Annotated in this window: 25 protein-coding genes; 7 read left to right on the top strand and 18 right to left on the bottom strand. The window is 66.7% G+C overall.

Translation table 11 applies throughout. The features are described from left to right. Window positions 1-17: 17 nt before the first annotated feature. The 3 genes from EAH84_RS10220 to EAH84_RS10210 are packed head-to-tail and all read right to left on the bottom strand — an operon-like array spanning window position 18 to window position 2,532. Complete coding sequence (locus EAH84_RS10220) at window positions 18-335, bottom strand: 2Fe-2S iron-sulfur cluster-binding protein (protein ID WP_140871594.1); 318 nt, start codon at window positions 333-335, stop codon at window positions 18-20. Next, a complete protein-coding gene (locus tag EAH84_RS10215) occupies window positions 332-1,417 on the bottom strand; it encodes a cysteine desulfurase family protein (protein ID WP_140871592.1) in 1,086 nt (361 codons plus the stop codon). Before EAH84_RS10215 ends, EAH84_RS10220 begins: the two co-directional genes overlap by 4 nt. Beyond that, window positions 1,414-2,532, bottom strand: a complete 1,119-nt coding sequence (locus EAH84_RS10210) for a cysteine desulfurase family protein (protein WP_277753730.1) — start codon at window positions 2,530-2,532, stop codon at window positions 1,414-1,416. Before EAH84_RS10210 ends, EAH84_RS10215 begins: the two co-directional genes overlap by 4 nt. A 71-nt stretch (window positions 2,533-2,603) precedes the next feature. On the opposite strand from EAH84_RS10210, the gene EAH84_RS10205 reads away from it, so the two are divergent. After that, window positions 2,604-3,260, top strand: coding sequence for an alpha/beta hydrolase (locus EAH84_RS10205; RefSeq protein WP_140871589.1), 657 nt, complete (start codon window positions 2,604-2,606; stop codon window positions 3,258-3,260). Window positions 3,261-3,464: 204 nt separating this feature from the next. Here EAH84_RS10205 and EAH84_RS10200 read toward each other — a convergent pair whose 3' ends face one another. Further along, the gene (locus EAH84_RS10200; protein WP_140871586.1) at window positions 3,465-4,835 is read right to left on the bottom strand and encodes a hypothetical protein; all 1,371 of its coding nucleotides are present in this window, start codon (window positions 4,833-4,835) and stop codon (window positions 3,465-3,467) included. Window positions 4,836-5,016: 181 nt separating this feature from the next. On the opposite strand from EAH84_RS10200, the gene yaaA reads away from it, so the two are divergent. From yaaA to EAH84_RS10175, 5 genes are all read left to right on the top strand, one after another. Continuing rightward, complete coding sequence (yaaA, locus tag EAH84_RS10195) at window positions 5,017-5,757, top strand: peroxide stress protein YaaA (RefSeq protein ID WP_140871583.1); 741 nt, start codon at window positions 5,017-5,019, stop codon at window positions 5,755-5,757. After that, window positions 5,754-6,446: an SDR family NAD(P)-dependent oxidoreductase gene (locus EAH84_RS10190; protein WP_140871581.1), complete on the top strand. Its 693-nt coding sequence runs from the start codon at window positions 5,754-5,756 to the stop codon at window positions 6,444-6,446. The genes yaaA and EAH84_RS10190 overlap by 4 nt, the downstream gene beginning before the upstream one ends. Window positions 6,447-6,571: 125 nt before the next feature. Further along, a complete protein-coding gene (gene gyrA / locus EAH84_RS10185; protein WP_140871578.1) occupies window positions 6,572-9,346 on the top strand; it encodes a DNA gyrase subunit A in 2,775 nt (924 codons plus the stop codon). Beyond that, on the top strand, window positions 9,343-9,696 hold the full coding sequence (locus tag EAH84_RS10180; protein WP_140871575.1) for a DUF952 domain-containing protein: 354 nt from the start codon (window positions 9,343-9,345) through the stop codon (window positions 9,694-9,696). The genes gyrA and EAH84_RS10180 overlap by 4 nt, the downstream gene beginning before the upstream one ends. Before the next feature lie 65 nt (window positions 9,697-9,761). Continuing rightward, window positions 9,762-10,514 carry a hypothetical protein gene (locus tag EAH84_RS10175; RefSeq protein WP_194150385.1) on the top strand — a complete coding sequence of 251 codons (753 nt, stop codon included), beginning with the start codon at window positions 9,762-9,764 and terminating at the stop codon, window positions 10,512-10,514. A gap of 197 nt (window positions 10,515-10,711) precedes the next feature. Here EAH84_RS10175 and alaS read toward each other — a convergent pair whose 3' ends face one another. From alaS to EAH84_RS10160, 3 genes are read right to left on the bottom strand one after another with little or no spacing between them, the layout of a single operon-like run. After that, window positions 10,712-13,351 carry an alanine--tRNA ligase gene (alaS, locus tag EAH84_RS10170; protein ID WP_140871572.1) on the bottom strand — a complete coding sequence of 880 codons (2,640 nt, stop codon included), beginning with the start codon at window positions 13,349-13,351 and terminating at the stop codon, window positions 10,712-10,714. A 31-nt stretch (window positions 13,352-13,382) separates the two neighbouring features. Next, window positions 13,383-14,291, bottom strand: a complete 909-nt coding sequence (locus EAH84_RS10165) for a diacylglycerol/lipid kinase family protein (RefSeq protein ID WP_161978375.1) — start codon at window positions 14,289-14,291, stop codon at window positions 13,383-13,385. Further along, a complete protein-coding gene (locus EAH84_RS10160; RefSeq protein WP_140871566.1) occupies window positions 14,288-15,547 on the bottom strand; it encodes a M24 family metallopeptidase in 1,260 nt (419 codons plus the stop codon). The genes EAH84_RS10165 and EAH84_RS10160 overlap by 4 nt, the downstream gene beginning before the upstream one ends. 73 nt (window positions 15,548-15,620) lie before the next feature. Between EAH84_RS10160 and EAH84_RS10155 the strand changes: the two genes are divergently transcribed. Further along, window positions 15,621-16,955: a dicarboxylate/amino acid:cation symporter gene (locus EAH84_RS10155; RefSeq protein WP_140871563.1), complete on the top strand. Its 1,335-nt coding sequence runs from the start codon at window positions 15,621-15,623 to the stop codon at window positions 16,953-16,955. A gap of 19 nt (window positions 16,956-16,974) precedes the next feature. Here EAH84_RS10155 and EAH84_RS10150 read toward each other — a convergent pair whose 3' ends face one another. The 11 genes from EAH84_RS10150 to EAH84_RS10100 form a co-directional block, all read right to left on the bottom strand. Next, entirely contained in the window at window positions 16,975-17,610 is a 636-nt protein-coding gene (locus EAH84_RS10150; protein WP_140871560.1) for a glutathione S-transferase family protein, read from the bottom strand. Next, window positions 17,607-18,470: a class I SAM-dependent methyltransferase gene (locus EAH84_RS10145; protein ID WP_241656549.1), complete on the bottom strand. Its 864-nt coding sequence runs from the start codon at window positions 18,468-18,470 to the stop codon at window positions 17,607-17,609. The genes EAH84_RS10150 and EAH84_RS10145 overlap by 4 nt, the downstream gene beginning before the upstream one ends. Next, on the bottom strand, window positions 18,446-19,501 hold the full coding sequence (locus EAH84_RS10140) for a hypothetical protein (RefSeq protein WP_140871557.1): 1,056 nt from the start codon (window positions 19,499-19,501) through the stop codon (window positions 18,446-18,448). Before EAH84_RS10140 ends, EAH84_RS10145 begins: the two co-directional genes overlap by 25 nt. 72 nt (window positions 19,502-19,573) lie before the next feature. Further along, window positions 19,574-20,473 carry an SDR family NAD(P)-dependent oxidoreductase gene (locus EAH84_RS10135; RefSeq protein WP_140871554.1) on the bottom strand — a complete coding sequence of 300 codons (900 nt, stop codon included), beginning with the start codon at window positions 20,471-20,473 and terminating at the stop codon, window positions 19,574-19,576. A 92-nt stretch (window positions 20,474-20,565) separates the two neighbouring features. After that, entirely contained in the window at window positions 20,566-20,982 is a 417-nt protein-coding gene (locus EAH84_RS10130) for a hypothetical protein (protein WP_140871551.1), read from the bottom strand. A 116-nt stretch (window positions 20,983-21,098) separates the two neighbouring features. Further along, entirely contained in the window at window positions 21,099-21,791 is a 693-nt protein-coding gene (phoB, locus tag EAH84_RS10125) for a phosphate regulon transcriptional regulator PhoB (RefSeq protein ID WP_140871548.1), read from the bottom strand. Then, complete coding sequence (phoU, locus tag EAH84_RS10120; RefSeq protein ID WP_140871782.1) at window positions 21,791-22,489, bottom strand: phosphate signaling complex protein PhoU; 699 nt, start codon at window positions 22,487-22,489, stop codon at window positions 21,791-21,793. Before phoU ends, phoB begins: the two co-directional genes overlap by 1 nt. Window positions 22,490-22,497: 8 nt before the next feature. Then, window positions 22,498-23,262, bottom strand: a complete 765-nt coding sequence (pstB, locus tag EAH84_RS10115) for a phosphate ABC transporter ATP-binding protein PstB (protein ID WP_425326455.1) — start codon at window positions 23,260-23,262, stop codon at window positions 22,498-22,500. Continuing rightward, complete coding sequence (pstA, locus tag EAH84_RS10110; protein ID WP_140871545.1) at window positions 23,256-24,545, bottom strand: phosphate ABC transporter permease PstA; 1,290 nt, start codon at window positions 24,543-24,545, stop codon at window positions 23,256-23,258. Before pstA ends, pstB begins: the two co-directional genes overlap by 7 nt. Next, window positions 24,538-25,914 (bottom strand): phosphate ABC transporter permease subunit PstC, encoded by a 1,377-nt coding sequence (pstC, locus tag EAH84_RS10105; protein WP_140871542.1) that lies wholly within the window; start codon window positions 25,912-25,914, stop codon window positions 24,538-24,540. The genes pstA and pstC overlap by 8 nt, the downstream gene beginning before the upstream one ends. Further along, window positions 25,911-26,954 (bottom strand): substrate-binding domain-containing protein, encoded by a 1,044-nt coding sequence (locus EAH84_RS10100; RefSeq protein WP_140871539.1) that lies wholly within the window; start codon window positions 26,952-26,954, stop codon window positions 25,911-25,913. Before EAH84_RS10100 ends, pstC begins: the two co-directional genes overlap by 4 nt. Window positions 26,955-26,999: the final 45 nt, after the last annotated feature.

Below are 26,999 nucleotides of genomic sequence, written 5' to 3'. Positions count from 1 at the left end.
GTTTGGTATGCGCCGGGTCAGCGCTCGCGGGCGCCCGGTATCCGCACGGTCAACCCATCGAGCGCCTCGGTCAGCGCGATCTGGCACGACAACCGGCTGGTTCGCGTCGCGGCGTGGGCGAGGTCGAGCATATCCTCTTCCTCTTCGCTCGCGCGCGGCAGCCGGTCGAAGTCGGCGGCGGCGACGATGACGTGGCAGGTCGCGCACGCCATCTGCCCTTCGCACGTCCCTTCGAGCGGCTGGCCATAGGCCTGCGCGATCTCGAGCAGGGTGGACCCGACCGGCGCGTCGGCCTCGCACAGCCCGCCATCGCGATCGATAAAGCGTATCTTCACGCCGCGATCCGTTGGCGCGCCGCGGCGGCCGCGATCCGGTCGATCGCGGCGACGAACGCGGTCTCGTCGGTATAGCGCCCGAACCCCAGCCGGATCGACGACCGCGCTTCCGCCTCGGACAGCCCGATCGCGCGCAGCACGTGGCTCGACCGCCCCGACCCGCTGGCGCACGCCGACCCCGCCGACACCGCGATGTCGCGAAGCTCCGACATCAGCCGATTGACGTCGAGCCCGTCGCGGCGGACATTGATATTACCATGATAGCGGTGCTCGATCGATCCGTTGACCGTCCACCCCGCCAGCCGTTCGCGCGCCCCATCGAACAGTCGTGCGACCAGTACCGCATCCTCTTGATGACACGCCGTCATCAGTTGCGCCGCGACCCCGAACCCCGCACACAGCGCGGGCGACAGCGTTCCCGAACGTCCGCCTTCCTGGTCGCCGCCGTGGAGCAGCGGTTCGGGCTTCACCCCGTCACGCAGCCACAACGCGCCAACCCCCTTCGGGCCGTAGATCTTGTGCGCCGAGATCGCGACGAGGTCGCACGCGCCGGGAATCGGCACCCGGCCATAGCCCTGCACTGCATCGCACAGCATCAGCGCCCCCACATCGTGTGCCAATGCGGCGACCGCCTCGATCGGCTGGATCACCGCGATCTCGTTGTTGATCAGCATCGCCGCGACCAGCCCCGTCCCCGGCGTAATCGCAGCGCGCGCCGCGTCGAGATCGACCAGGCCATCCGCACCCACCGATAACACCGTGACCGCTCGTCCCCGCGCCCGTTCCGCCGCGACGGTGTCGAGCACCGCGGCGTGTTCGGTCGCGATCGTGACGATTCCGCCAGTCGTGCCGCGGATCGCCCAGTTGAGCGACTCGGTCGCCCCGCTCGTGAACGCGACGCGTCCCCCCGCGGGCAGCAACGCCGCGATCCGATCGCGCGCCACCGCTACCGCCGCCTTTGCAGCGCGACCTTCGCGATGCGCCGAATGCGGGTTGGCATACTGGGTTTCGAGCCACGGCAGCATCGCCGCCAGCGCTTCGGGCGCGAGTGGGGTCGTCGCCTGGTAATCGAGATAGGTCATGCCGCGAATGCCTGCGTCGCGCGCGCCACCGCACGCCACGCCGCGATGAACGCGTCGATATCCGTATCTTGTGTCGTCCGCCCGAAGCTGACGCGGACGACCTCGCGCGACGCCGCCTCGCTCCAGCCCATTGCGCCGAGCACATGGCTCGGCTTCATGCTGCCAGACGAACACGCGCTCCCCGCCGATACCGCGAACCCCGCCGCATCGAGCCGGATCAATTGTGCCGCCGCCGCTACTCCGGGCAAGTGATACGAGGCGATCGCAGAATGGCGCAGGCTCGCATCGGCGACCACCGTTCCCCCCGACCGTCGGATCGCATCATCGAGCCGCGCGCGCATCGTCGTCCAGCGCGCAATCGGCTCCGGCTCGCCGAGCGCCGCCGCATAGCCGAGCGCAGCAGGCAAATTCTCGGTGCCCGCGCGATACCCCCGCTCCTGCCCGCCACTCGGCTGGAGCGTTGCGAGATCGCGCACCAGCAACGCCCCCATCCCTGGCGGCCCGCCGCGCTTGTGCGCCGACAGCGCGACGAAGTCGGCGTGGGGCGCGAGCGCTTCGCTCGCGGGCATCTGCGCCGCATCGACGAGCAACAGCGCGCCCGCGGCGTGAACGATGTCGGCAATCGCAGGAATCGGCTGGCTGACCCCAGTCTCGCTATTCGCCCATTGCACCGCGACGAGCGCGTGGTCCCCATTTCCGAGCAAGGATTGCAGCGCGTCGAGGTCGACCAACCCATCCGCACCGACCGGCAACAGCGTTGCCTCCCCGCCCGCGCGCATCGCCGCGTCATGCTCGACCGACGACACGAATCGCCGCGTCGCCACCGATCGCCCCAGCGCGATATCCAGCGATTCGCTCGCCCCGCTCGTCAGCAGCGTCTCGCCGGTCCAGCCATAGGCCGCCGCGATATCCCGCCGCGCCTGTTCGAGCGCCGCGCGCGCCGCGCGCCCTTCGGCGTGCGGTGACGACGGGTTCGCCCATCGTGCCATCCCATCGGCCACCGCGGCGATCGCGGCGGGGGTCATCGCGGTGGTCGCAGCATGGTCGAGGTAGATGCGGGTCGGGGCGGCGGGACGGGTCAGCACGGGTTCCAATTGCGAAAAGTCGGTCCGCACCTATATAGGCGCGCATTCCCGCACGCTCCACCGGCGCGCGCCACCAGATCCGCGAGAGCCCGTTTAGCCCCATGCCAGAAGTCATTTTTCCCGGCCCCGAAGGCCGTCTCGAAGGGCGTTTCGCCCCCGCTCCCCGCCCGCGCGCGCCGGTTGCGATGATTCTCCACCCGCATCCGTCGTCGGGCGGCACGATGAACAACAGGATCGTGCAGGAACTCTACAAGACCTTCCAGCGCCGCGGCTTCGCGACGCTGCGCTTCAATTTCCGCGGCGTCGGCAAGAGCCAGGGCGTGTTCGACAACGGCATCGGCGAATTGTCCGACGCTGCGAGCGCGCTCGATTGGGTCCAGAGTTTCCACCCCGAGGCCTCGACCACCTGGGTCGCCGGGTTCGGCTTCGGCGCGTGGATCGGGATGCAACTGCTGATGCGCCGCCCCGAGATTCGCGGCTTCATCTCGATCGCGCCACCCGCCAACATGTTCGATTTCACCTTCCTCGCCCCCTGCCCCGCGAGCGGCATCATCATCCAGGGCGAGCATGACGAGGTCGTGACCCCCGGCGCGGTGCAGAAACTCGTCGACAAGCTGCGCACCCAGCGCCACATCACGATTCACCACGACACGATCCCCAAGGCGAACCATTTCTTCGAACATGAAATGGGCCTGCTGATGGGCAGCATCGACAATTATCTCGACATGCGGCTGGCCCCGGATTCGCCGATCAGGTGAAGCGCGGTAGATCGTTTCGCCGCCGCTGTCGCGGCGCGAGACGGTCGGCAGAAACGACCGATATTATTTCTGCACCATCCATGTCACTGTCGCTCTCTTCGAGCCAGCCCCGTCCCTCAATCCGGCGGAAGTAACAACCTCAACAAAAAGGGGCGATCGCGTTGCCACAACCGCCCCTCATTTGGTCGATACTGATCGCCCGGGTCAGCCCACGGATTTACTGTTGAGCGCGACCTTCCAAAACCCCGCGATCGCGGCGCGCGGCTGGCCGGTAACCTTATCAAACGAGGCCATTGCCCCCGCCTTGTCGCCACTGCGCGCCTGCGCGATACCGAGGTGGAGATTAACCTCGTCAGTCGTCACCCCACCCTTGGTGAGCGCCAGATTGTAGAGTTCGATCGCCTTGGCGTTGTTGCCATCGCCCAGATACGCATCAGCGGTCTGCGCCGCGACCTTGCCGTCCTTCGAAGCCTTGGCCTTCGTCTCGCTCGACGACAGCGCACCTTCGTTGCGGATCGCGGTCGCCGAGTCCGCTACCAACTGCTTGGACACCGAGCTACTCGCGGGGATCTTGCCCGATGCCAGGCCCGCCTTCACCACCGATTGTGCTTCGGTCGGCAGGCCGCGGGTGTAGGCAAGGTTGCCATATTCCTCGTAATCATACTGATCCGCGAGCGCGTTGGTCTGGCGCATCAGCCGGAACGCGTCGAGCCGCTGGTTCTGATCCAACTGCGCCGCCGAATCTTTCTGCAGGCCATAGGTAAACAAGACCTCGCGCCAATTCTTGGGCGTCGGATAGGCCGCAATATAGCGCTGAAGCAAATCGACAGTTAGAGCCACGTTCTTTTGCTGGTTCGACTTGGCAATAGCGTAGCGATAATATTCCTCGGTCGGCTTCTGGCCTGCCGCCTCCTGCGCCTTCAGCGTGGCGTTGAGATCGGCAAGCCCCTCGGTAGGATTGCCGCCCTGCAGCTTCGCCTTGATAATCAGCGGGTCAAGATTGGGATCGGTATAGCCCGCCTGCTTGGCCTGCGTCAGATACTGGATCGCGACCGGATACTGGCCACCGTTGAATGCCAATATACCGCGGCGATAGATATATTTGGCCTTATCCGCCTGCGGCGTGCTCGCTGACGCAATCAGCGCGTCGAGCGGCTTGGCCAGCACCGTCTCGTCGATCGGCGCCTTGGGATTGACCGCCTGCGCCACCGCCAGCTTCAAATTCTCGAAATCATAGCGCAACGCCGCGGCCACATATTTGTCGTCGTCGGTGGTCGCCGCGGCCTCGACCTGGCCGACCAGTGGCTCGGCGGTGGCGATATTCTGCTGCGCCGTCGCGATCGCGGTCTGCTTTGCCGCGGGATCGGTCGCCTGCTGCGCCGCGATGGCGCTCGTCGAGGCGGCGCGGATCGCGGTCTGCGCGGGCGCGGCGACGGCAACGACCGGCTTGCTCAGCTTGAACCCGGGCTTGTCGTCCTTCTTATTCTTCTGTGCCGTGGCGGGCGCGGCGATCATCAGGCCGCTGGCGCTCGTGGCGAGCAGCGCTGCCATCGCGAGCGTGGAAAACTTCAACATGCGCATATATCTCCTAAGGGGCATTTCCGTCCCAACGACCGGGCCGCTGTAATGCTCCGTCTCCGGCGGTTCAAGCGAGGCGGGCGACGGGCTACACCGCGCCGTAATGCCCACCAGCGCGTGAACCGGGATTGAACGCGCGCCGTTGAACCCCAGCGGCCGTCCGGCTAATCGCGGCCCCATGATCGCGACCCTTTCCCCCGCCAAGACGCTCGATTACGAGACCCCGCTGCCCGATGTCGCCGCCACCGTGCCGCGCTTCGCGGACGAGGCCACGCGACTCGCCGCCGCAGCCGCCAACCTGACCCAGAAGCGCCTGCGCGAACTGATGCACATCTCGCCCGCACTGGCGAAGCTCAACGCCGATCGCTTCGCTGCTTTTTCCGATGCACCGGAGCGGCCCGCGCTCTTCGCGTTCGCGGGCGACGTCTATACCGGGCTCGACGCGCCGACGCTGGAAGACCCGGCGATCGATTTCGCGCAAGATCATGTGAGAATGTTGTCGGGGCTCTACGGCCTGCTCCGTCCGCTCGACGCGATGAAGCCCTATCGCTTGGAAATGGGCACCCGCTGGGCACCGCGTCGCAAGGCGTTGACCGACTGGTGGGGCGACCGCATCGCCACGATGCTGTCCGCCGATGTCGAAGCGGAGGGCTCGGGCGCCGTGCTCAACCTCGCCAGCCAGGAATATTGGGCCGCGGTCGATGGTCGCCTCCCCGCCTCGGTCCGCGTGATCGACGTCGACTTCCACGACGGCGGCAAGTTCGTCAGTTTCTACGCCAAGAAGGCACGCGGAATGATGGCACGCTGGCTGGTGGAACATCGCATCGACGCGATCGAGGCGATGAAGGGTTTCGATACTGGCGGCTACCGGTTCGATGCCACGACGAGCGACCCGAACCGCTGGCGCTTCGCCCGATGACCGCGCCGCGCCATGCGCTGGTCATCGGCGCGTCGGGCGGGATCGGCGCGGCGCTGGTCGAGGCATTGCAGGACGAGGATGTCGCGGTCACCGCGCTGGCCCGATCCTTCGCGGGCGACCGGCATATTGATATCGAGAACGAAGCCAGCATCGCCGCCGCCGCGGCCCGTCTGACACACGCACCCGATCTGGTCATCGTCGCCACCGGCCTGCTCCAGGCGGGCGCGAACACGCCTGAGAAAACCTATCGTGATCTCCACGCCGCAACACTGGCGCGAGTGATCGCGGTCAACGCGATCGGCCCCGCGCTCGTCGCCAAACATATCCTGCCGCTGATGCCGAAAACGGGCCGCACCGTCTTCGCGGCGCTGTCGGCACGGGTCGGCAGCATCGGCGACAATCGCATGGGCGGCTGGTACGGGTATCGCGCCGCCAAGGCCGCGCTCAACCAGCTGATCCGCACGCTCGCGATCGAAGAAAAGCGGCGCAACGATCGCAGCATCGTCGTCGCGCTCCACCCAGGTACGGTCGACACCGCGTTGTCGCGCCCGTTCCAGGGTAACGTCCGCCCAGGCGCCCTGTTTACCCCGGCGCGCGCCGCGGTCCAACTGCTCGATGTCGTCGATGCACTGAAGCCGCCCGACAGCGGCAAGGTGTTGGATTGGGACGGCAAGGAGGTCACGCCCTAACCCGTCCACGCCAGCCTTATTTACCCCCCGTCGCGCGCGCGGATGCGCGGACGCGCGCGTGACATCGGGACCGGAGCGTTCTAGAAGGATGTGACTTCTCTGTAACAATCTGAAAGCGTCATATTTTGGCCGACGAGACCGCCCTCGCCGAACCCTCATCCAATCCCGAGGACATCTCGACGATCTCGATCGTCGATGAAATGAAGTCGAGTTATCTCGACTATGCGATGTCCGTCATCGTGGCGCGCGCGCTGCCCGATATCCGCGACGGGTTGAAGCCGGTGCATCGCCGGATTTTGTTCTCGGCGCAAGAATCGGGCTTCCTCTATAACCGCCCCTACCGCAAATCGGCGCGCATCGTCGGCGACGTGATCGGTAAATACCATCCGCACGGCGACAGCTCGATCTACGAAGCGCTGGCGCGCATGACCCAGGATTGGGCGATGCGGCTGCCGTTGATCGACGGCCAGGGGAACTTCGGGTCGATGGATCCCGATCCCGCCGCCGCGATGCGCTACACCGAGGCGCGGCTCGCGCGCTCGGCCAATTATCTGATGGAGGATCTCGACAAGGACACCGTCGATTTTCAGCCCAATTACGATGGGTCGGAGCATGAGCCGACCGTCCTGCCCGCGCGCTTCCCCAATCTGCTCGTCAACGGTGCAGGCGGGATCGCGGTCGGAATGGCGACCAACATCCCGCCGCACAACCTCGGCGAAGTGATCGACGCGTGCCTGGCGTACCTCGACAATGGCGCGATCACGACCGCGGAACTGATGGCGATCGTCCCCGGCCCCGATTTCCCGACCGGCGCGATCATCATCGGTCGTGCGGGCGCGCGTTCGGCGTATGAGACGGGGCGCGGCTCGGTGATCCTGCGCTCGCGCCACAAGGTCGAAACGAGCCGCGGCGACCGCCAGGCGATCATCCTCACCGAAATTCCCTATCAGCAGGGCAAGAACGCGCTCGTCGAGAAGATCGCCGACGCCGCCAAGGACAAGCGGATCGAGGGCGTCAGCGACATCCGTGACGAATCGAACCGCGAAGGCGTGCGGATCGTCATCGAATTGAAGCGCGATGCGACCCCCGAGGTCGTCCTCAACCAGCTGTGGCGACACACCCCGGCGCAAGGGTCGTTCGCGGCGAACATGCTCGCAATCCGCGGTGGGCGTCCCGAACTTCTCAACCTCAAGGATTTCATCGAGGCGTTCATCCAGTTCCGCGAACAGGTCATCACGCGGCGCTCGAAGTTCGAACTCGCCAAGGCCCGCGACCGTGCGCACATCTTGCTCGGCCTCGTCATCGCGGTCACCAACCTGGACGAGGTGGTGAAGATGATTCGCGGGTCGGCCAGCCCCGCCGAGGCGCGCACCAAACTGTCGTCGCGCGAATGGCCGATCGACCAGATCGCGCCCTATCTCCGTCTCGTCGAGGCGGTCGAGGGTGCGCAGGTCGGCGAAGGCTATCGCCTGTCGGATATCCAGGTCCGCGCGATCCTCGATCTGCGGCTCCATCGCCTCACCGCGCTCGGCCGCGACGAGATCGGCGACGAGCTGCAGGGCCTCGCGACGACGATCGCCGAACTACTCGATATCCTCGGCAATCGCGCGCGGCTATACGAAGTGATGCGCGAGGAACTGATCGACGTCCGCGCGATGTTCGCGACCCCGCGCCGCACCGAGATCGCCGATTTCGCCGCGGGAATCGATGACGAAGACCTGATCGAGCGCGAGGACATGGTCGTCACCGTGACGATGCAGGGCTATATTAAACGCACCCCGCTCGACACCTTCCGCGCCCAGGCGCGCGGCGGCAAGGGCCGCAGCGGCATGGCGACCAAGGAAGAGGATGTCGTCACCGAACTTTTCGTGACTTCGACCCACACCCCCGTCCTGTTCTTCTCGACGCTCGGCAAAGTGTATCGGATGAAGGTGTGGAAGCTGCCCGAGGGCGGCCCAACCACGCGCGGACGCCCGATGGTGAACCTGTTACCGCTGGGACCGAACGAGACGATCTCGACCGTGTTGCCGCTGCCCGAAGACGAGTCCGAATGGGGCGCGCTTCACGTCATGTTCGGCACCGCAAAGGGCAGCGTCCGCCGCAATTCGATGGATGCGTTCACCAACGTGCCCAGCAACGGCAAGATCGCGATGAAGTTCGAAGGCGACGACGAGGACGATCGGCTGATCGGGGTCGCGCTGCTCGACGCCAGCGACGACGTGCTGCTCGCCACCCGACAGGGCAAGGCGATCCGCTTTGCCGCAGAAGACGTCCGCGAATTCCAGAGTCGCAATTCGACCGGGGTGCGCGGCATCAGCCTCAAGCCCGACGATGCGGTGATGTCGCTGTCGATCCTGAAAGCGCTGCCCGACAGCGTGAAGGACACCACCGAGAACCGCGACGCCTATCTCCGCGCCGCGCCGTGGAAGGACAATGACGCCGAATCCTTGCTGTCGAGTGAGAACATGGCGGCGTTCGCGGAGCGCGAACAGTTCATCCTCACCGTCTGCGCCAACGGCTATGGCAAATTGTCGAGCGCCTATGACTATCGCCGCACCAACCGGGGGGGCCAGGGCATCACGAACATCGACAATATCGCGCGCAACGGCCCCGTCGTCGCGAGCTTCGCGGCGGCGAAGGGGCACCAGCTGATGCTCGTGACCGACCAGGCGAAGCTGATCCGCACCACGCTGGCATCGATGCGCGTCATCAGCCGCAATTCGGCGGGCGTAAAACTGTTCGACGTCGCCAAGGACGAACATGTCGTCTCGGCCGCGCGGATCGAGGAAACCGAAGAAGAGGCCGAGGTCGATCTCGGCGACGGCACTCAGGAGCTTGCGCCCGATACCGGCGCGACGATCGGCGAGGATGCGGCCGAGGGGCCGGAGGACGGCGAATGACCGCGCACCCCTTGACCGCGTACAAGGTGCTGACCGCGGATCAACTCGCGCAACTCGAGCGCGACGGGCGGTTCGAGGGCTCCCCGGTCGATCGTGCCGACGGCTTCATTCACCTGTCGACCGAGGCGCAGCTGCCGGGCACGCTCGACAAACATTATGCCGGCCAGACGGGGCTGTCGATCGCGGCGGTCGACCTGGGGTCGTTCGGCGATGCGTTGAAATGGGAGGCCGCGCGTGGCGGCGATCTGTTCCCGCATCTGTACACCCCGCTACTCCTCGAAACCGTGACGGCGTACGGCCCGCTCCAGCATGATGACAGCGGCAGACCGAGGCTCCCCATCGCCGGATGACCGCCTCGGGAGGGAACCCGTTCCGGCCCCTCAACGTTTAATCAAGGACAATTCAGGAGATTATGATGATTTCGCGATTCACGCTCATTGCCGGTGGCCTATCGCTGCTTCCCGCAGCGGCCCTCGCGCAGACCGCTCCCCCGGCAGCTGCCCCGTCCGCCGCTGCTAAGACGCCGACGGTAGGCGCGACGGTACTCGATTCGGCTGGCACGCCGATCGGCACGATTGCCAGCATCACCGCGCAGGCCATCGTGCTCGACATGGACGGCACTAAGGTCGCGGTGCCCCCCGCCTCGGTCGGTGCGACCGCCAAGGGTCTCGCGATGGCGATGACCAAGGCGAGCCTCCAGGCCGCGCAGGCGCAGCAGCAGGCACAGGCGCAAGCCGCGCTCCAGTCGCGCCTCGTCGCCGGCACCGCGGTCAGCGGCATCAACGGCGCGCCGATCGGCACGGTCAAGGCCAACGACGGTAGCCTCGTCACGTTGAGCACGAGCAAGGGAGACGTGAAGCTGCCGACCAACGGTTTCACGATGAACCAGACGGGTCAGGTGATGATCGCGATGACCGAGGCGCAGTTCGACGCCGCGGTCAGCGGAGCCTCCGGCGGGACCACCGGTGCGGACGCAACCACCGGCGCTGCGGCGACCACCACGTCGCCGGGAGTGAGCGGCACCACCGGCACGACCGGGACCGACACGATGGCACCGCCGGAAGCGCCCGCGACCACCACCGCCCCCGCGCCGTCCGCCACGCCGACCGCAGGAGCGAAGGCGACGATGAGCGGCAAATCGAAGGCCAAGGCGACGACGCCGCACTGAGTGTCGACGCTTATCCATACTAAAGAGCCCTCGTCACATGATGACGGGGGTTTTTTTGTGGCTGGACGAATAGACCGCGAAGACCTCAGGTTGATCAAGCGATGAACCGTTCGCCCTGAGCTTGTCGAAGGGCCTGAGACTCACCGTGCCTCGACAAGCTCAGCACGAACGGTTTTGGGTAAAACCAGCGCGCGTCGCTAGTCCGCCAACGCAGCCCGGATCGCGATAAGCGCCGCCGCCGCCTGGTCGCCGTCGGGGCCGCCGCCCTGCGCCATGTCGGGACGACCACCACCGCCCTTGCCGCCGAGCACATCGACCGCGATCCTCAGCAGGTCGACCGCGTTGCGGGTCGCCACCAGATCGTCGGTCACCCCGACCGCGATCGACGCGCGGCCGTCGTTGACCGCGACGATCGCGGCGACGCCCGATCCCATCCGCTGCTTCGCGTCGTCGACCGCGCCACGCAGCCCCTTGGCGTCGAACCCGTCGAGCACCTGACCCACGAACTGGATATCGCCGATCCGTTCCGGCCCGACAGCCTCGACGCCCGCGCCGCCACCCAGCGCCAGCGCCTTCTTCGCCTCGGCCAGTTCACGCTCGAGCCGCTTGCGGTCGTCGATCAGCGCCGCGACGCGCGCGGGCACCTCGTCGGGGGTGGTCTTGAGCGTTGCGGCGGCCTCGCGCAGCGTCGCGTCGCGCCCGGTCAGGTACGCGCGCGCCGCCTCGCCGGTCAGCGCCTCGATGCGGCGGATGCCCGACGACACCGCGCTCTCACCGACGACCTTCATCAGCCCGATGTCGCCCAGCGCAGTGACGTGGGTGCCACCGCACAATTCGATCGAATAGGTCCGGCCGCCCTCATGGCCCATCGACACGACCCGGACCTCGTCACCGTATTTCTCGCCGAACAGCGCCATCGCGCCCATCGCGATCGCCTCGTCGGGGGTCATGATCCGCGTCTCGACCGCGCCGTTTCCACGGATCTGCGCGTTGACCGCGGCCTCGACCGCGGCGAGTTCGTCGGCGCTCATCGCGACGGGGTGCGACACGTCGAAGCGCAGCCGATCGGGCGCGACCAACGACCCCTTCTGCGCGACATGCTTGCCCAGCCTGACCCGCAGCGCCTCATGCAGCAGATGCGTCGCCGAATGGTTGGCGCGAATCTGGCGCCGCCGCGCGACGTCGATCTGCAGCTTGACCGGATCGCCCGGCTTGATCGTGCCGCCGTCGACGACGGCGTGATGAACGAACAATTTGCCGAGCTGCTTCGAGGTATCGTGCACCGTCGCGCCAAACCCCGCCTCCCCGGTCAGCGTGCCCGCATCGCCAACCTGACCGCCGCTTTCGCCATAGAAGGGCGTCTGGTTGACGATGACGTCGACCGCGTCGCCCTCGCCCGCCCTGTCGACGCGCGCGCCATCCTTGACCAGCGCGACGACGACGCCTTCACCAATGTCCGCGCCATAGCCCAGGAATTCGGTCGCACCGCTTTCCTCGACGATGTCGAACCACAGATCGTCCGAGGCCTTTGCCCCCGATCCCTTCCACGCGGCGCGCGCGGCGCGCTTCTGTTCCGCCATCGCGGCGTCGAAGCCCGCGCGGTCGACGTGGAGACCCTGCGACCGCAACGCGTCCTCGGTCAGGTCATAGGGAAAGCCAAACGTATCGTAGAGCTTGAACGCGGTTTCACCCGCCAGCGTCGATCCCGCCGTCATCCCCGCGGTCGCCTCGTCGAGCAGCTTCAATCCCTTGTCGAGCGTCTGGCGGAACCGCGTTTCTTCCTCCACCAGCGTCGCCTCGATCATCGGCTGCGCACGGACCAGTTCGGGATAGGCCGCGCCCATCTCCGCGACGAGCGCGGGGACGAGTCGGTGCATCAACGGGTCCTTGGCGCCGAGCAGATGCGCGTGACGCATCGCACGCCGCATGATCCGGCGCAGCACATAGCCGCGGCCTTCGTTGGCGGGCAGCACGCCGTCCGCGACGAGGAAGCCGCTGGTCCGCAAATGGTCCGCGATCACCCGGTGACTCGCCTGGTTGTCGCCCGTGGTCGCGGTCTGCGTCAGCGCGCCCGACGCCGCGATCAGCGCCTTGAAGGTGTCGGTATCATAATTGTCATGGACCCCCTGCAGCACCGCGGCGATCCGCTCGAGTCCCATCCCTGTGTCGATCGATGGCTTGGGCAGATCACCGACGATCTCGTTCGCCTCCTGCTCATATTGCATGAACACCAGGTTCCAGATCTCGACGAAGCGATCGCCGTCCTCGTCGGGGCTGCCGGGAGGGCCGCCGGGAATATGGTCGCCATGATCGTAAAAGATTTCGGAGCATGGCCCGCACGGCCCGCTGTCACCCATCGCCCAGAAATTGTCCTTGGTCGCGATGCGGATGATCCGGCGCTCGGGGAGCAGCCGGGTCCACAGCCGATACGCCTCGTCGTCGGTGTGATAGACCGTCGCGGTCAGGCGGTTGGGGTCGATCCCCCAGATCTTCGTCAGCAGCGTCCAGGCGTGGTCGATCGCCCGTTCCTTGAAATAATCGCCGAACGAAAAATTGCCGAGCATTTCGAAGAAGGTGTGATGTCGCGCGGTATAGCCGACATTGTCGAGATCATTGTGCTTGCCGCCCGCCCGCACACATTTTTGGCTGCTCGTCGCGGTGACATAGGGGCGCGTCTCCAACCCCGTGAACACGTTCTTGAACGGCACCATCCCGGCATTGACGAACATCAGCGTCGGGTCGTTCTGCGGGACCAGCGGGGCGGAGGGCACGATCTGGTGCCCCGCGCTGCCGAAATAGTCGAGGAAGCCGCGGCGAATGTCGTTGGTCGAGATCATGACGGCGACTTAGGCGACCGCGGCCCGTCGCTCAAGCGGGGCGGTCGACCGGCGCGACGACACGCAGCGCGTCGGGTTCGCTTTGAAAGGTGATCGGCATCGTCATCGTCACGACCTCGCCGTCGAGCGCGATGTCGACATCGTGCGACCGCCCCTCCACGGTCAGCGTGGGGCAATCGCCGATCGCCGCGAAATCGTCGCCGCGATCGACCCGTCCGACCAGCATCCGGAGCGCGAACCCGACCAGCGCCAGCCGTCGCCGCGACGCGACCGCGAACACCGACAACGTACCCGCGTCGAGCACCGCGCGCTGCCCCAGCCGCCCCGCCCCCAACGCATACCGATTATTGCCGACGAACAGCATCGGGGTGACGATGTCGCGCGACGAATCGGGCAGGTCGAGCCGCAGGCGGTGATGCCGGATCCGCTTGAGCGCGGCAAAGCTCGCGGGCAGCGCGGCAAGCCATTTGGGAATCGCAAGCCGCTTGCGCTCGGCATCGCGAGCGATGACGAGCGAGGGATAGAGCCCGATCGATGCGTTGTTGATGAACGCCTCGCCATTCGCGCGCGCCAAGTCGATCGGCCGGATCGCGCCGCTTGCGATCAGCGCCGCCGCGCCGGGCAGGTCGAGCGGCACGCCGAGATCGCGCGCCAGATGGTTGCGCGTCCCCACCGGCAGGATACCCAGCGCCGTCTCGGTCCCCGCCAGGATATCGGCGGCACATCCCAAGGTGCCATCGCCACCCCCGACCACGACGATCGCCGCCCCGAGCGCATCGTGCACCGCGGTCTTGACGTCGCAGCCTGCCACCAGCCGCAGGTCGATCGCGACGCCGGCCTCCGCAAACGCCGCCGCGATCGAATCCGCCAGCGCCTCCCCCAGTGCCGCCGCCGTGCCACCGTCGCGATTGACGATCACCGGAACCCGCAACCCGCTCATTCGATCGGGTGGTCGATCGACATCGGCGGCGTGCTGAACCACCGGGGGCCGCGCGGCGTCATGTGGAAACAATCCTCCAGCCGCACCCCGAACTTGCCCGGCAAATACAATCCCGGTTCGTCGGAGAAGCACATCCCCGCCGCGAGTGGCGTGGCTTCGCCATGGACCAGGTTGACCGGCTCATGGCCATCCATCCCGATGCCGTGACCCGTGCGATGCGACAACCCGGGCAGCTTGTACCCCGGCCCATAGCCCAGCGACGCGTAGTAGCCGCGCACCGCATCATCGACGCTCCCCGCCGGCGCGCCGATCGTCGCAGCGGCGAACGCCACCTGCTGTCCCTTGGCGACCTGATCCCAGACCGTGCGCTGCGCCGTCGACGCCGCGCCGTGGACCCAGGTGCGCGACACGTCGGACTGATAGCCTTGTACGGTGCACCCGCAATCCATCAGCAATATCTCGCCATCGACGACGCGGTGGACCTCGCGGCTACCGTGGGGCAGCGCCGCGGCGGGGCCGATCAGCGCCAGCGCGAATTCGGGGTCGCCCCCCAGCTTGCGGGTTGCCGCATTCATCAGCGCGCCGACCTCGCCCCCGGTCATCCCCGCCTCAACCCGCGGGTAGGTCCAGTGATACGCCGCGATCGTGACGTCGGTTGCGCGCTGGATCAGCGCGATCTCGGGCGCGGTCTTGATCATCCGGCATCCGCGAACGACCGGGTTGGCGCTGACGATCGGCGTATCGGGCAGCACGCGTTTCAGCCCGTCGAACGCGAAGAAGCGCACTGTCTCCTCGATCCCGACCGCCCGCCCCGCGAGCTTACGCTCCTTCAGGAACCCCGCGATCACCGCAAGCGGGTTCTCGTCCTCCTGCCACACCCGGACATCGGCCCGCACGCCGAGCGATTCGCGGATCGATGGCTCTTCGAAGAACGGCGTGACGATACACGGCTCGCCCTCGACCGGGATCACCGCCGCGGTCAGCCGCTCGCTCCGGCTCCACCGCACCCCAGTGAAATAAACCAAGCTCGATCCCGATTCGACCACGATCGCAGCCATGCCGTTCGTCTTCATCAGCGCTTGCGCGTGCTGCAACCGCGCGGCGCGTTCCGCCGGGCCGATCGGCACCGCATCGCGGGTGATGTCCGACAACGCCGATAAGTCGGGCTCGGCAGCGCGCAGGACACCCGATCGAGCGATCAGCGGCACCGCGAGCGTCGCGGCGATCAACGAACGGCGGGTGGGGGCAAAAACCATCGACGATCGATACGGCGCTTGACCCGGCGGCGGCAATCCCCTTCCCTCATGCGCACGTACAGGGGAGTATCGAATGGGCAAGCGCCTGACATTCTGGATCATGATCGCGCTCGTCGCCGGGCTCGTCGTCGGTTGGGGCCTGCATATAGCGATCGACGACGGATCGCCTGCCTCCGCGGCTCGGCTGACCGAGATCGCGGGCTATTTCTCGATCCTGACGACGCTGTTCCTGCGACTGATCAAGATGATCATCGCGCCGCTCGTCTTCTCGACGCTGGTGATCGGCGTCGCGCACATGGGGGATACCTCGGCGCTGGGCCGCGTGGGGCTCAAGGCGGTCGGCTGGTTCGTCTGCGCCAGCCTGTTCTCGCTGCTGCTCGGCCTACTGCTCGTCAACGTGCTCCAGCCGGGCGTCGGGTTGAACCTGCCACTGCCGCCGGTGACCGCAGCCAGCGGAGTAGAGCGTGCGGCGTTCAACCTCAGCGATTTCGTCAGCCACATTGTGCCAGCCTCGATGATCGATGCGATGGCGACCAACGAAATCCTCCAGATCGTCGTGTTCTCGCTGTTCATCGGCGTCGCGATCACCGCGGTCGGCGACAAGGCCGCACCGCTGGTCAAGGCGGTCGAGGCGCTGGTCGCGGTGATGCTCCAGATCACCAACTACGTCATGCGCTTCGCCCCGATCGCGGTATTCGCGGCGGTCACCTCGACGCTCGCCGAACGCGGGCCGAGCGTGATCGGCGATCTCGCCTATTTCATGGGCACCTTCTATCTCGGGCTGATCCTGCTGTGGCTCAGCCTGATCGGGGTCGCCTTCGTGCTGCTCGGGCGGCGCACCAGCCACCTCGTCCGTTATATCCGCGATCCGCTGATCCTCGCCTTCTCGACCGCGTCGTCGGAAGCCGCCTATCCGCGGACGCTGGAGGCGCTCGACAAATTCGGGGTGCCGCCGCGGATCGCAAGCTTTGTCCTGCCGCTCGGCTATTCGTTCAATCTCGACGGGTCGATGATGTACATGACCTTCGCGTCGCTGTTCATCGCGCAGGCCTACGGCATGCATCTCGGGATCGGCGAGCAGGTGACGATGCTGCTGGTGCTGATGGTGACGTCGAAGGGGATCGCCGGGGTCCCCCGCGCGTCGCTGGTCGTGATCGCGGCGACGCTATCGATGTTCCGGATCCCCGAAGCGGGGCTGCTCCTGATCCTTGCGGTCGACCATTTCCTCGACATGGGCCGATCGGCGACCAACGTGATCGGCAACGCGGTCGCGGCCTCGGTCGTCGCGAAATGGGAGGGCGGGCTCGACCCGCGCGAGGACGCCGACATCGTCGCGATCCCCGCGCCCAGCGGCCACGGCCCCGCGGTGGCGGTGCAATCGTTCGACCAGATCGGGCCGACCGCCTAACCGTTACGCAACGGGCGGATCACGCGTAAGCGTACGGTCCGCCCTTCGCCAGTCCCGCCTGGTACGCCGGTCGCGCGTGGACCTTGTCGAGCCACGCGATCGTGTGCGGTCGCGATCCATCGAGACCCCCGCGACTGCGCGCCGCCTCAAGCGGGAAACTCATCATGATGTCCGCCGCAGTCATCTCGTCACCCGCGAACCAGGGCCGCTGCGCGAGTTCGCGTTCGACATAATCGAGATGGACGTCGATCATCGGTTGAATCCGCCTGGTCGCGCGCTTGCCGAACAACGGGATCCGCCCGAGCACCAGCTTCAGCAGCAACGGCGGCATCATCGATCCTTCGGCATAATGGAGCCAGAACCGGTACCGCAGCGCCGCGTCGCGGTTGGCTGGCGCGCCCAGCTTGCCATCGGCCTTGTCGACCAGATATTCGACGATCGCGCCGGTCTCCGCGATCACGCGCCCGTCGCTCCCGCTGTCCTCGATCACCGGCGATTTGCCGAGCGGATGGATCCGCTTGAGTTCGGGCGGCGCCAGCATCGTCTCCGGGTTTCGCTCATACCGCTTGATCTCGTAGGGCAGCGCCAATTCCTCGAGCATCCACAAAATCCGCTGCGAACGCGAATTTTCCAGATGGTGGACGATGATGGTCAACGCTGATCTCCCGGTGCGCGAGCCCGCCAGATCCAGGCGGCTGCCGGGAAGACGATCTCGTCATGCTCGCGATGCTTGTGAAGCGCGTCACGCAGCTTGTCGAGCATCGCCGCACGCGCGGTCTCGGGCGCATCGCGCAGCGCGCCCGCGATCGACCCGATCCGCCGGAAGAACGATACCGCGTCCTCGACCGGATCGTCACCCGCTCCCGCGACATAGCGATAATCGACCGGTTCGCCCGTCACGCCCTGCCATCCGGCGTCGGCGAGCATCGTCTCCACCCAGCGTTCATCGGCAAAGCCGAATGGCCCGGGCGCATAACAAGTCGCAGGTGTCGGCGTCTCGCCGGTCACCACCGCCACCAGCGCCGATGCCCAGGGATTGAGCGCGGCGGCGCGAAAGCACGAGAACACCAGCGGCGCGCCGGGACTGGCGGCCCGGCAGAACGCCGCAAAGGTCGCGGCAGAATCGGCGAAGAACATGACGCCATGCCGCGAACAGATCAGCGAGGGCGACGGCAGATCGTCGAGCGCCCCGCCACCGTCCCCGACGACGAAGCGGACGTTCGCGATGCCTGCCGCGCGGGTTCGGGCGACGCCGACCAGCTCGGCCGACAGATCGACGCCCACGACATCGAGGTCGGGGCGGGCGGAGGCCAGCGCGATGCTCGTTCCCCCCGCGCCGCAGCCGATATCGAGCGCGACCCCATGCGCAGGCGCCGCGGCGAGGATCGCGGCGTCGAGCTGGCGGGACAGCGTGGCGAAGCTGCGGTCGGTGCGGCGCCATTCGGCCGCCCAGACGTCGCCGACCTTGCCCGACCAGTCGCTCGCGGTCGTCACGCCGATGGTGCTTCGGTCCACGGGTGAGCATCCGCCGCGCTGATCGGCGGCAACCGCGCGCCCAGCCCGCCGAGCGTTCCGACCACGAGCCGTCGGATCGGATGCCAGAACGCCGACAGGCATAGCAGCGCCGACCCGATGACGAACGCGGTGAACGCCGCGCTGAGTTCGATCGCTCCCGCGCTGCGGAAGAGCGCGTACATCGCGTAGAGAACATAGGCGAGGCTGGAGACGAGGAGCGCGCGCCGGTCGATCGCCAGCGCGACGAACCCGAACGCGACGTAGAGCGCGAGCACGACGATCGCGACGCCGACGCCGATCTCGGCACCGAACACGCCGATCAGGTTGAACAAGGCATGCGCGATCATCGGCGCCGCGACGAGGTGGAGCCAGAACGCGACGTCGGCGCGGCGCGTCACCCGCGCACGATCCGACAGGTCCCACCGCATCGCGACCGCAAACACCGCCAGCCCGCCGATCAACAGCAACGGATAGATCGCATCGCGCATCGCGGGGATCGCCGCCAACGCGAGCGCGATCACGGTTGCGACGACTGCGGCTGCCCCCGCCGCAACAGTGATCGGCACCATAAACCGCCGCCAGTGCAGCAGTGCCGCCAACGCCGCCGCCAACGCTACGCCCGCGCCCGCGAGTGCCCCGAGCCGGTCCGACACATGAGGTGCGACCGTCTCGATCAGCCCCGCACAAGCCCCGGCCACGCCACCGACAAAGGCGAGCAGCAGCAGGATGCTCGGCAGCGCCATCCGGCGGCGCGCGGTAAAGAATTCGGCCAGCGCCCACGCGGCCCCCGCGACCAGAACGCCGCCCAACGCCGGCGTGATCCTCATCCCGATCTGCGCCACCGCGACCAGCAACAGCACGACCGCGATCGACACGAAGATGTCGTTGAACCCCGTCAACAGCCGGAAATGCTCCTCGTCGACCGCGGGCTCGCCATGCCCCGCCGCGACATGCGCCCGAAGCGCCGCCGCCGCCTCGACCGATAACGCCCCCGCCGTGATCGCCCCGTCGATATCGCTCTCGCTATACATCAGCATTCCTCCCATTGTGGAGGAATGCTGTCAGATGCGTGTTACCAGGTCAATACACCGTAGCTCCCCTCGTCAGCCCCCCTGCAGCGCTTTGCCGATCAACATCGACTGCTCCGCCCCGGTCTGCGGCACGATTTCGCCGTGACGATCGGTGATCGCGTCCCAGTTCGCCGCAACGCCATCGACCGACAAATCGTCGCCGGTCAGCAGCTTGCCCGGGGTCAGGGTCACGTAGGATGACTGGAACACGCCCGCCCCCGCGCCGACGATCGCGTTGGTCGGCGCGTCGTCGCTGACCAGGAACAGCGCGGCGGGGGCGACCTTGTCGGGGGCGAAGGCTTCGAACGCCGCCTCGGGGAACAGGTCCGCGGTCATCCGCGTCCCCGCGACCGGGGCGATCGTGTTGCACTTGATATTGTTCTTGGCGCCCTCGATCGCGAGCGTCTTGGTGAGCCCGGCGAGGCCCAGCTTCGCCGCGCCGTAATTCGCCTGGCCGAAATTGCCGAACAGGCCGGTCGACGAGGCGGTCATCAGGATGCGCCCGTAATTCTGCTCGCGCATCGTGTCCCAGCACGCCTTGGTCGCGAACGCCGATCCGATCAGGTGGACGCGCACGACGAATTCGAAATCGGCGGGCTCCATCTTGGCGAAGCTCTTGTCGCGCAGCACGCCCGCATTGTTGATCAGGATGTGGACCCCGCCCCAGCGTTCCTTGGCCTTGGCGACCATGTCGACCATCTGGTCATATTCGGCGACGTTGCCGCCGTTCGACATCGCGACGCCGCCCGCGGTTTCAATCTCTTCAACGACCTTGAGCGCCGCATCGGAATGCCCGGTGCCGTCGCGCGACGCGCCCAGATCGTTGACCACCACCTTGGCGCCACGGCGCGCGAGTTCCAGCGCGTAGCCGCGACCCAGACCGCCGCCCGCGCCGGTCACGATGGCTACCTTGTCGTCGAATCGGATGGTCATGGGAAAAGGCGCTCCTTCACGCGAAGATGGAGCGCCTTCCCTAGATAGTATCCGGCGGCGTGCAACCGCCCGGTCACGTCAATTGGGGTCGATCAGCGTCCGCCCGGCTGCATGCACTTGTCGTACTGGCCCTTTTTGCAGAGCGGATATTTGGCGAGCGGCGCAGGGGCCGGATAGGCCTGATCCGGGGTCGGCGCAGGACGATAGACGGGCGTCACGCCGGGGGTCATCGTGCCGCTCATTGCTGGCGCACTGGGCTGATAGCCGCCCGGCGTCATCGTCGAACCCTGCATCGAACCCGAGGTCGGCTCTGACGCCATCGAGCTCGGCGCCATCGAATTGTTCTGCATCGCCTGGTTCTGCGCCGGCGTTGGATCGGACGATCCGGGCATCGGATCGGTCGTCGGCTGCTGGGCGGGCATGGTCGACTGATCGGGTGTCGTCGGCATGGTCTGCGCCGCGAGCGGGGCAGCAAACAGCGCGGTGGCTGCCAAGAGAATGAACTTCATCGACTGTCTCCTAGATCTGAACGCGACTTACGCGTTCACGCTCCACCCCAACGCACCACCCGCGCTGTGGGTCCATCGTTTCGCAGGCGATTCGGTCGCCACGCCCGACGCGTGCGTCAAATTCCTGAATCGAGCGCATACCCTGCGGAGCGGACGGTCCGGATGATGTCGGGCAGGTCGCCGACATTGATCGCCTTGCGCAGCCGCCGGATATGGACGTCGACCGTCCGGCTTTCGATATCGCTGTCGTGACCCCACACCGCGTCGAGCAATCGTTCGCGGCTGAAGACCCAGCCGGGATGTTCGAGGAAATGCTTGAGCAGCCGGAATTCGGTAGGGCCGAGCGATACGACCTCGCCGCCGCGGCGGACCTTGTGGCCCACCGTATCCATTTCGATATCGGCATAGGTGAGCGCCTCGCCCGCCAGCGCGGGGCGCACGCGGCGCAGGACCGCCCCGACCCGCGCGACGAGTTCGCGCGGCGAAAACGGCTTGGTGACGTAATCGTCCGCGCCGGTTTCGAGGCCGCGGACGCGATCCTCCTCCTCGCCGCGCGCGGTAAGCATGATGATCGGTACGTTGGCGGTTTCAGGCATCCGGCGCAGGCGACGGCATACCTCGATTCCCGACAGTCCCTCGACCATCCAGTCGAGCAGGACGATGTCGGGCGCCTTTTCCTTGGCGAGCAACAACGCTTCCTCGCCATCGGGGGTCTGGGTGACCTCGAAATCCTCGCGCTTGAAATGATAGACGAGCAACTCGGCGAGCGCCGCGTCATCTTCGACCAGCAGCATCTTGACGTGGGCCATCAGCGGGGCTCCTGTTGGGTGGCTTGGCCACCGCGATCGCGATCGGCCATCTGCGTGCCGGTTGCGGCAAAATAGACCATCTCGGCGACATTGGTCGCATGATCGCCGATCCGTTCAAGATTCTTGGCAACGAACAGCAGGTGCGCGACCTGCCCGATCGTCTTCGGATTTTCGACCATATGGGTAACGAGCGTGCGAAAGATGCTGTCGTAGAAATCGTCGAGCGCGGCATCGCTTTCGACGACCCGTAGCGCCGCTTCTGCATCGCGCGCGGCAAACGCATCCAGCGCGTTGCGAACCATTTCGCCCGCCATCCGCGCCATCGCGGGCAGGATCGAGACCGGCTCGATCCGCTGCTTGCTTTCGATCAGCGGCACGCGTTTGGCGATGTTCTTGGCATAATCGCCGATCCGTTCGACCACCGCGGCGATCTTGAGCGCGGCGACGACCTCGCGCAGGTCGTTCGCCATCGGTGCGCGCAGCGCGATGATCTGAACCGCAAGCCGCTCGACCTCCGCCTCGATCGCGTCGATCGACTTGTCTGCGGCGCGCACCTGTGCCGCAAGGGCCGGATCGGAGCGTTGCAGCGCCTGCATTGCCTGACCGATCGCGCTTTCCGCCAGCCCGCCCATCTGGCTGATGAGCCCACGGAGGCGACCGATGTCGCTGTCGAATGCCTTGACGGTGTGTTCCATGATGCGATCCCTCAGCCGTACCGGCCGGTGATGTAATCCTTGGTCCGCTCGGCGCGGGGATTGGTGAAGATGTCGGACGTCGCGCCGAATTCGACGAGATGGCCAAGATGGAAGAAGGCGGTACGTTGAGACACGCGCGCCGCCTGCTGCATATTGTGGGTTACGATGACGATCGCGTAACGGCCCTTTAGTTCGTGGATCAGCTCCTCGATCTTGGCGGTCGCGATCGGGTCGAGCGCGCTGCACGGTTCGTCCATCAGGATCACCTCGGGATCGACCGCGATCGCGCGCGCGATGCAGAGCCGCTGCTGCTGGCCCCCCGACAGCGCGGTGCCGCTGTCCGTCAGCCGATCCTTGACCTCGTCCCACAGGCCCGCGCGGCGCAGCGACCCTTCGACGATGTCGTCGAGTTCGCCCTTGGCGTGAGTAAGGCCGTGGATCCGCGGGCCGTAGGCGACGTTTTCGTAGATCGATTTGGGAAAGGGGTTCGGCTTCTGGAATACCATGCCCACGCGCGCGCGCAGTTGGACGACGTCCATGCTCGGCGCGTAGATATCCTCCCCATCGAGATAGATTTCGCCCTCGACCCGCGCCGACGGCACGGTGTCGTTCATCCGGTTGAGCGTGCGAAGGAAGGTCGACTTACCGCAGCCCGATGGGCCGATGAACGCGACCACCTCGTCTTGCGTCACGTCGATTGACACGTCGTCGATCGCACGCGTCGCGCCATAATAGACGCTGACGTTGCGGGCCGTGATTTTAGGCGTGGTCACCAGCGGGTCTCGAATCGGTTGCGGAGGTAAATAGCAAAGCCGTTCATCGCGAGCAGGAACAGCAACAGCACGATGATCGCGGCACTGGTCTTTTCGACGAAGCCGCGATTGACCTCGTCCGACCAGAGGAAAATCTGGACCGGCAGGACGGTGGCGGGATCGGTGATCCGGTCGGGCGGTGCGGCGATGAAGGCGCGCATGCCGATCATCAGCAGCGGCGCGGTTTCTCCGAGCGCGCGCGCCATGCCGATGATCGTGCCGGTCAGGATCCCCGGCAGCGCAAGCGGCAGGACATGATGAAATACAACCTGGACCGGCGACGCCCCGACCGCGAGCGCGGCATCGCGGATCGACGGCGGCACCCCCTTGATCGCGTTGCGCCCCGCGATGACGATCACGGGCATCGTCATCAGCGCCAACGTCAACCCGCCGACCAGCGGCGCGGATCGTGGCAGGTGAAACGTACCGAGAAACACCGCGAGTCCCAGCAGACCGAAGATGATCGATGGGACCGCGGCGAGATTGTTGATCGACACCTCGATCAGGTCGGTCCACCGGTTCTTGGGCGCATATTCTTCGAGATACAGCGCCGCGAAGACGCCGACCGGGAACGCCAGCGCGAGCGTGACGATCATCGTCATCAGCGATCCCTTGAAGGCACCCCAAATCCCGACGCGCGTCGAATCGGTCGAATCGGCGTCGGTCAGGAATTTCAGGTTGAACCCGCGCGATAACGCGCCCGCGGCAGCGAGCTTGGCGACCTGCGCTTCGGCGGCGGGGGTCCCCTCCCCCTTGGCGGCGACGTCGATATCGGCGGCGGCGGAGACGTCGATCATGGCGCGCCTGTTGAGCAGCGTCGGATCGGCCTCCACCGCATCGCGCACATGGAGCCAGGCGCCATCCGACAGCAGTTCGGCGCCGCCCGCGCCATAGGCGGCGGTCGCGGCGGCATCGACCGCACCCTCGATCCCCGCGCCCGCCAGCGCCAGATCCGCTCCCCGAACAACGACGCGATCCGGGGTGATATCGAGCTGGAGCGCGATCGGCAGCGTGATCCGCGTCTCGACGAAGCCGCTCGCACCCTGCCACAGCATGGACATAAGCAGGAAGGCGAGGAAGCCGACCGACAGCCATACCGCGGCGAGCCCCATCAGCCGGAACCGACGCTCGGCGGCGTAGCGCCGCCGCGTCCGCCGCCGCGACGCGCCGGTCGTCCAGTCGGTCGGGCGACGCTGGTCCGGTTCGGAATTGCCGGTCGGCGCTTCAGGGACGAGCGCACTATTCATACGCTTCGCGATACCGTTTCACGACCGTCAGCGCGACGATGTTGAGCAGCAGCGTAATCACGAACAGCGTCAGCCCCAGCGCGAACGCGGCGAGCGTCTTGGCGCTGTCGAATTCCGCCTCCCCGGTCAGCAGGTCGACGATCTGTTTCGTCACCGTCGTCGTGCTGGCGAACGGATTGGCGGTCAGCGTCGCTACCCCGCTCGCCGCCATCACGACGATCATCGTTTCGCCGATCGCGCGGCTGACCGCGAGCAGCACTCCGCCGACCACACCGGGCAGCGCGGCGGGCACCAGCACCTTGCGGATCGTCTCCGAACTGGTCGCCCCCATCGCCAGGCTGCCGTCGCGCATCGCGGCGGGCACCGCGGACAGCGAATCGTCCGCCATCGACGACACGAACGGGATGATCATGATCCCCATCACCAGTCCCGCCGCCAGCGCGCTTTCCGACGACGCATCGGCGATCCCGATCGACACGCCGAGCTGGCGCACCGCGGGCGCGACGGTCAGCGCCGCGAAATAGCCGTACACCACGGTCGGCACCCCAGCGAGCATCTCCAGCGTCGGCTTGATCCACCGCCGGGTCGAGGCGCGCGCATATTGCGTCAGGTAGATCGCGCTCATCAGCCCGAACGGGATCGCGACGACCATCGCGATCACCGCGCCGATGAAGAACGTCCCCCAGAACAGCGGTACCGCGCCCAGGCTTGCACCGGGATCGCGGGCACTGATCACCTGCGGGCTCCAATGCGTGCCGAACAGGAATTCCCACGCCGGCACGATTCGGAAGAACCGCCCCGCCTCCCACAGCAGCGACGCGACGATCCCCATGGTCGTCAGAATCGCGATCAGCGACGCGGTGAGCAGCAGGATCATCACCACGCGCTCGACCTGGGTTCGCGCCGCGAAGCCGGGTCCGACGCGGGTGAAGGTAAATGCGCCCCCCGCGAAAGCGAGGAGCAACGCGATCCCGCTTGCGATCCAGTCGAATCGCGACTGCGCCGCGGCATAGACCGGCGCCAGCGTGCGCGCGAGTTCGTGGAACGCGCCATAGCTGCGCCCCTGCGCCAGGCTGCGCGCCTCCGACAGGATCGAGGCGCGATCGAAGCCGGGCGGTGGCAACTGGCTCGCGGCGGGGTTTGCCAGCACCGCATCGGTAACGAGCGCCGGCGAGGTCAGCGCCCAGATCGCGAGAAAGACGAGCGGCGGCCCCACCGTCCACAGCGCGACGAACCAGCCGTGATGGACAGGCTGCGAGCTGAAGCGCCGCGTCGAGCCGCGCCGAAACGCCGCGGCGCGCATCCGGCCCGCCAGCCACCCGATGAGCGCGAGCCCGATCACCAGAATAACGAGCGACAGCCCGCTCACGACAGCGCGCCCGGATCGAGCGGGGTCTCCTGCGCGATAATCGCAGCGGATCGGGCCTGGATCGCGGGCGGCGCGGCGATCAGTCCGCGGCGGACCAGCGGACCATCCTTGCCCCAATTGGCGGCATAGCGTTTCAGGAAATCGCGCAGCCCCGGCACCGCGTCGAGATGCGCTTTTTTTACATAGAGGTAGAGCGGGCGCGACCCCGGATAGTCGCCCGATGCGATCGCGGCATAGGTCGGGGCGACGCCGTTGATAGGCACGCCCCTGACCGTCCCCGCATTCTCTTCGAGATAACTGTAGCCGAACACCCCGATCGCGGTCGGATCGGCGGCGAGCTTCTGGACGATCAGATTGTCGTTCTCCCCCGCATCGACATACGCGCCGTCCTCTCGGATTCGGGTGCAGCGTGCCTTGTGCGCATCGGGGTCGGTCTTGGCGAGCTGCGCTGCCCCCGGATCGGTCTCCTCGCAACCCCGCGTCAGGATCAGTTCGGCAAGCGCATCGCGGGTGCCGCTGGTCGACGGCGGGCCGAAGACCTTTATCGCGGTCGCGGGTAACGCCGGATTCACATCGGCCCAGGTCTTGGCACGGTTGGGCCGCCCCCCGGGAGCGGCCGCGAGCGCACGATAAATGTCGGCAGGGGTCAGCGCCATCGCCGGGCCTTTGATCGATTCGGCGAACGCGATGCCGTCAATCCCGACCTGGATTTCCATGATGTCGCGCGCGCCATTCGCGGCGCACGTTGCATATTCGCTCGCTTTCATCCGGCGCGATGCGTCCTCAAGATCGGGGTGCGCCGCGCCGATGCCGGCGCAGAATAATTTCATCCCCGCACCGGTGCCGGTCGATTCGATCACCGGCGCACGTGCGTCGGGGTTGTTGGCGACGAATCGTTCCGCGATCAGCGTCGTGAACGGATAGACGGTCGACGAACCGACCGCGGTGATCTGCGCCCGTGCGCCCGCCCCCCCGCCATTGGCCTGGTCGGCACAGCCAGCAAGCGCCGCGAGCGCGCCGAGACAGAGATAACGGTACATCGATTCCTCAAACGCCACGTCAGAACCGCTAGCGCCGTTGCACTG

Origin of the sequence: Sphingomonas oligophenolica (genome assembly GCF_006438955.1) — a bacterium.
GTDB classification, from domain to species: domain Bacteria; phylum Pseudomonadota; class Alphaproteobacteria; order Sphingomonadales; family Sphingomonadaceae; genus Sphingomonas; species Sphingomonas oligophenolica_A.
The sequence above is the reverse complement of the archived record's forward strand: the minus strand, read 5'-3'. Positions and strand labels throughout refer to the sequence as shown.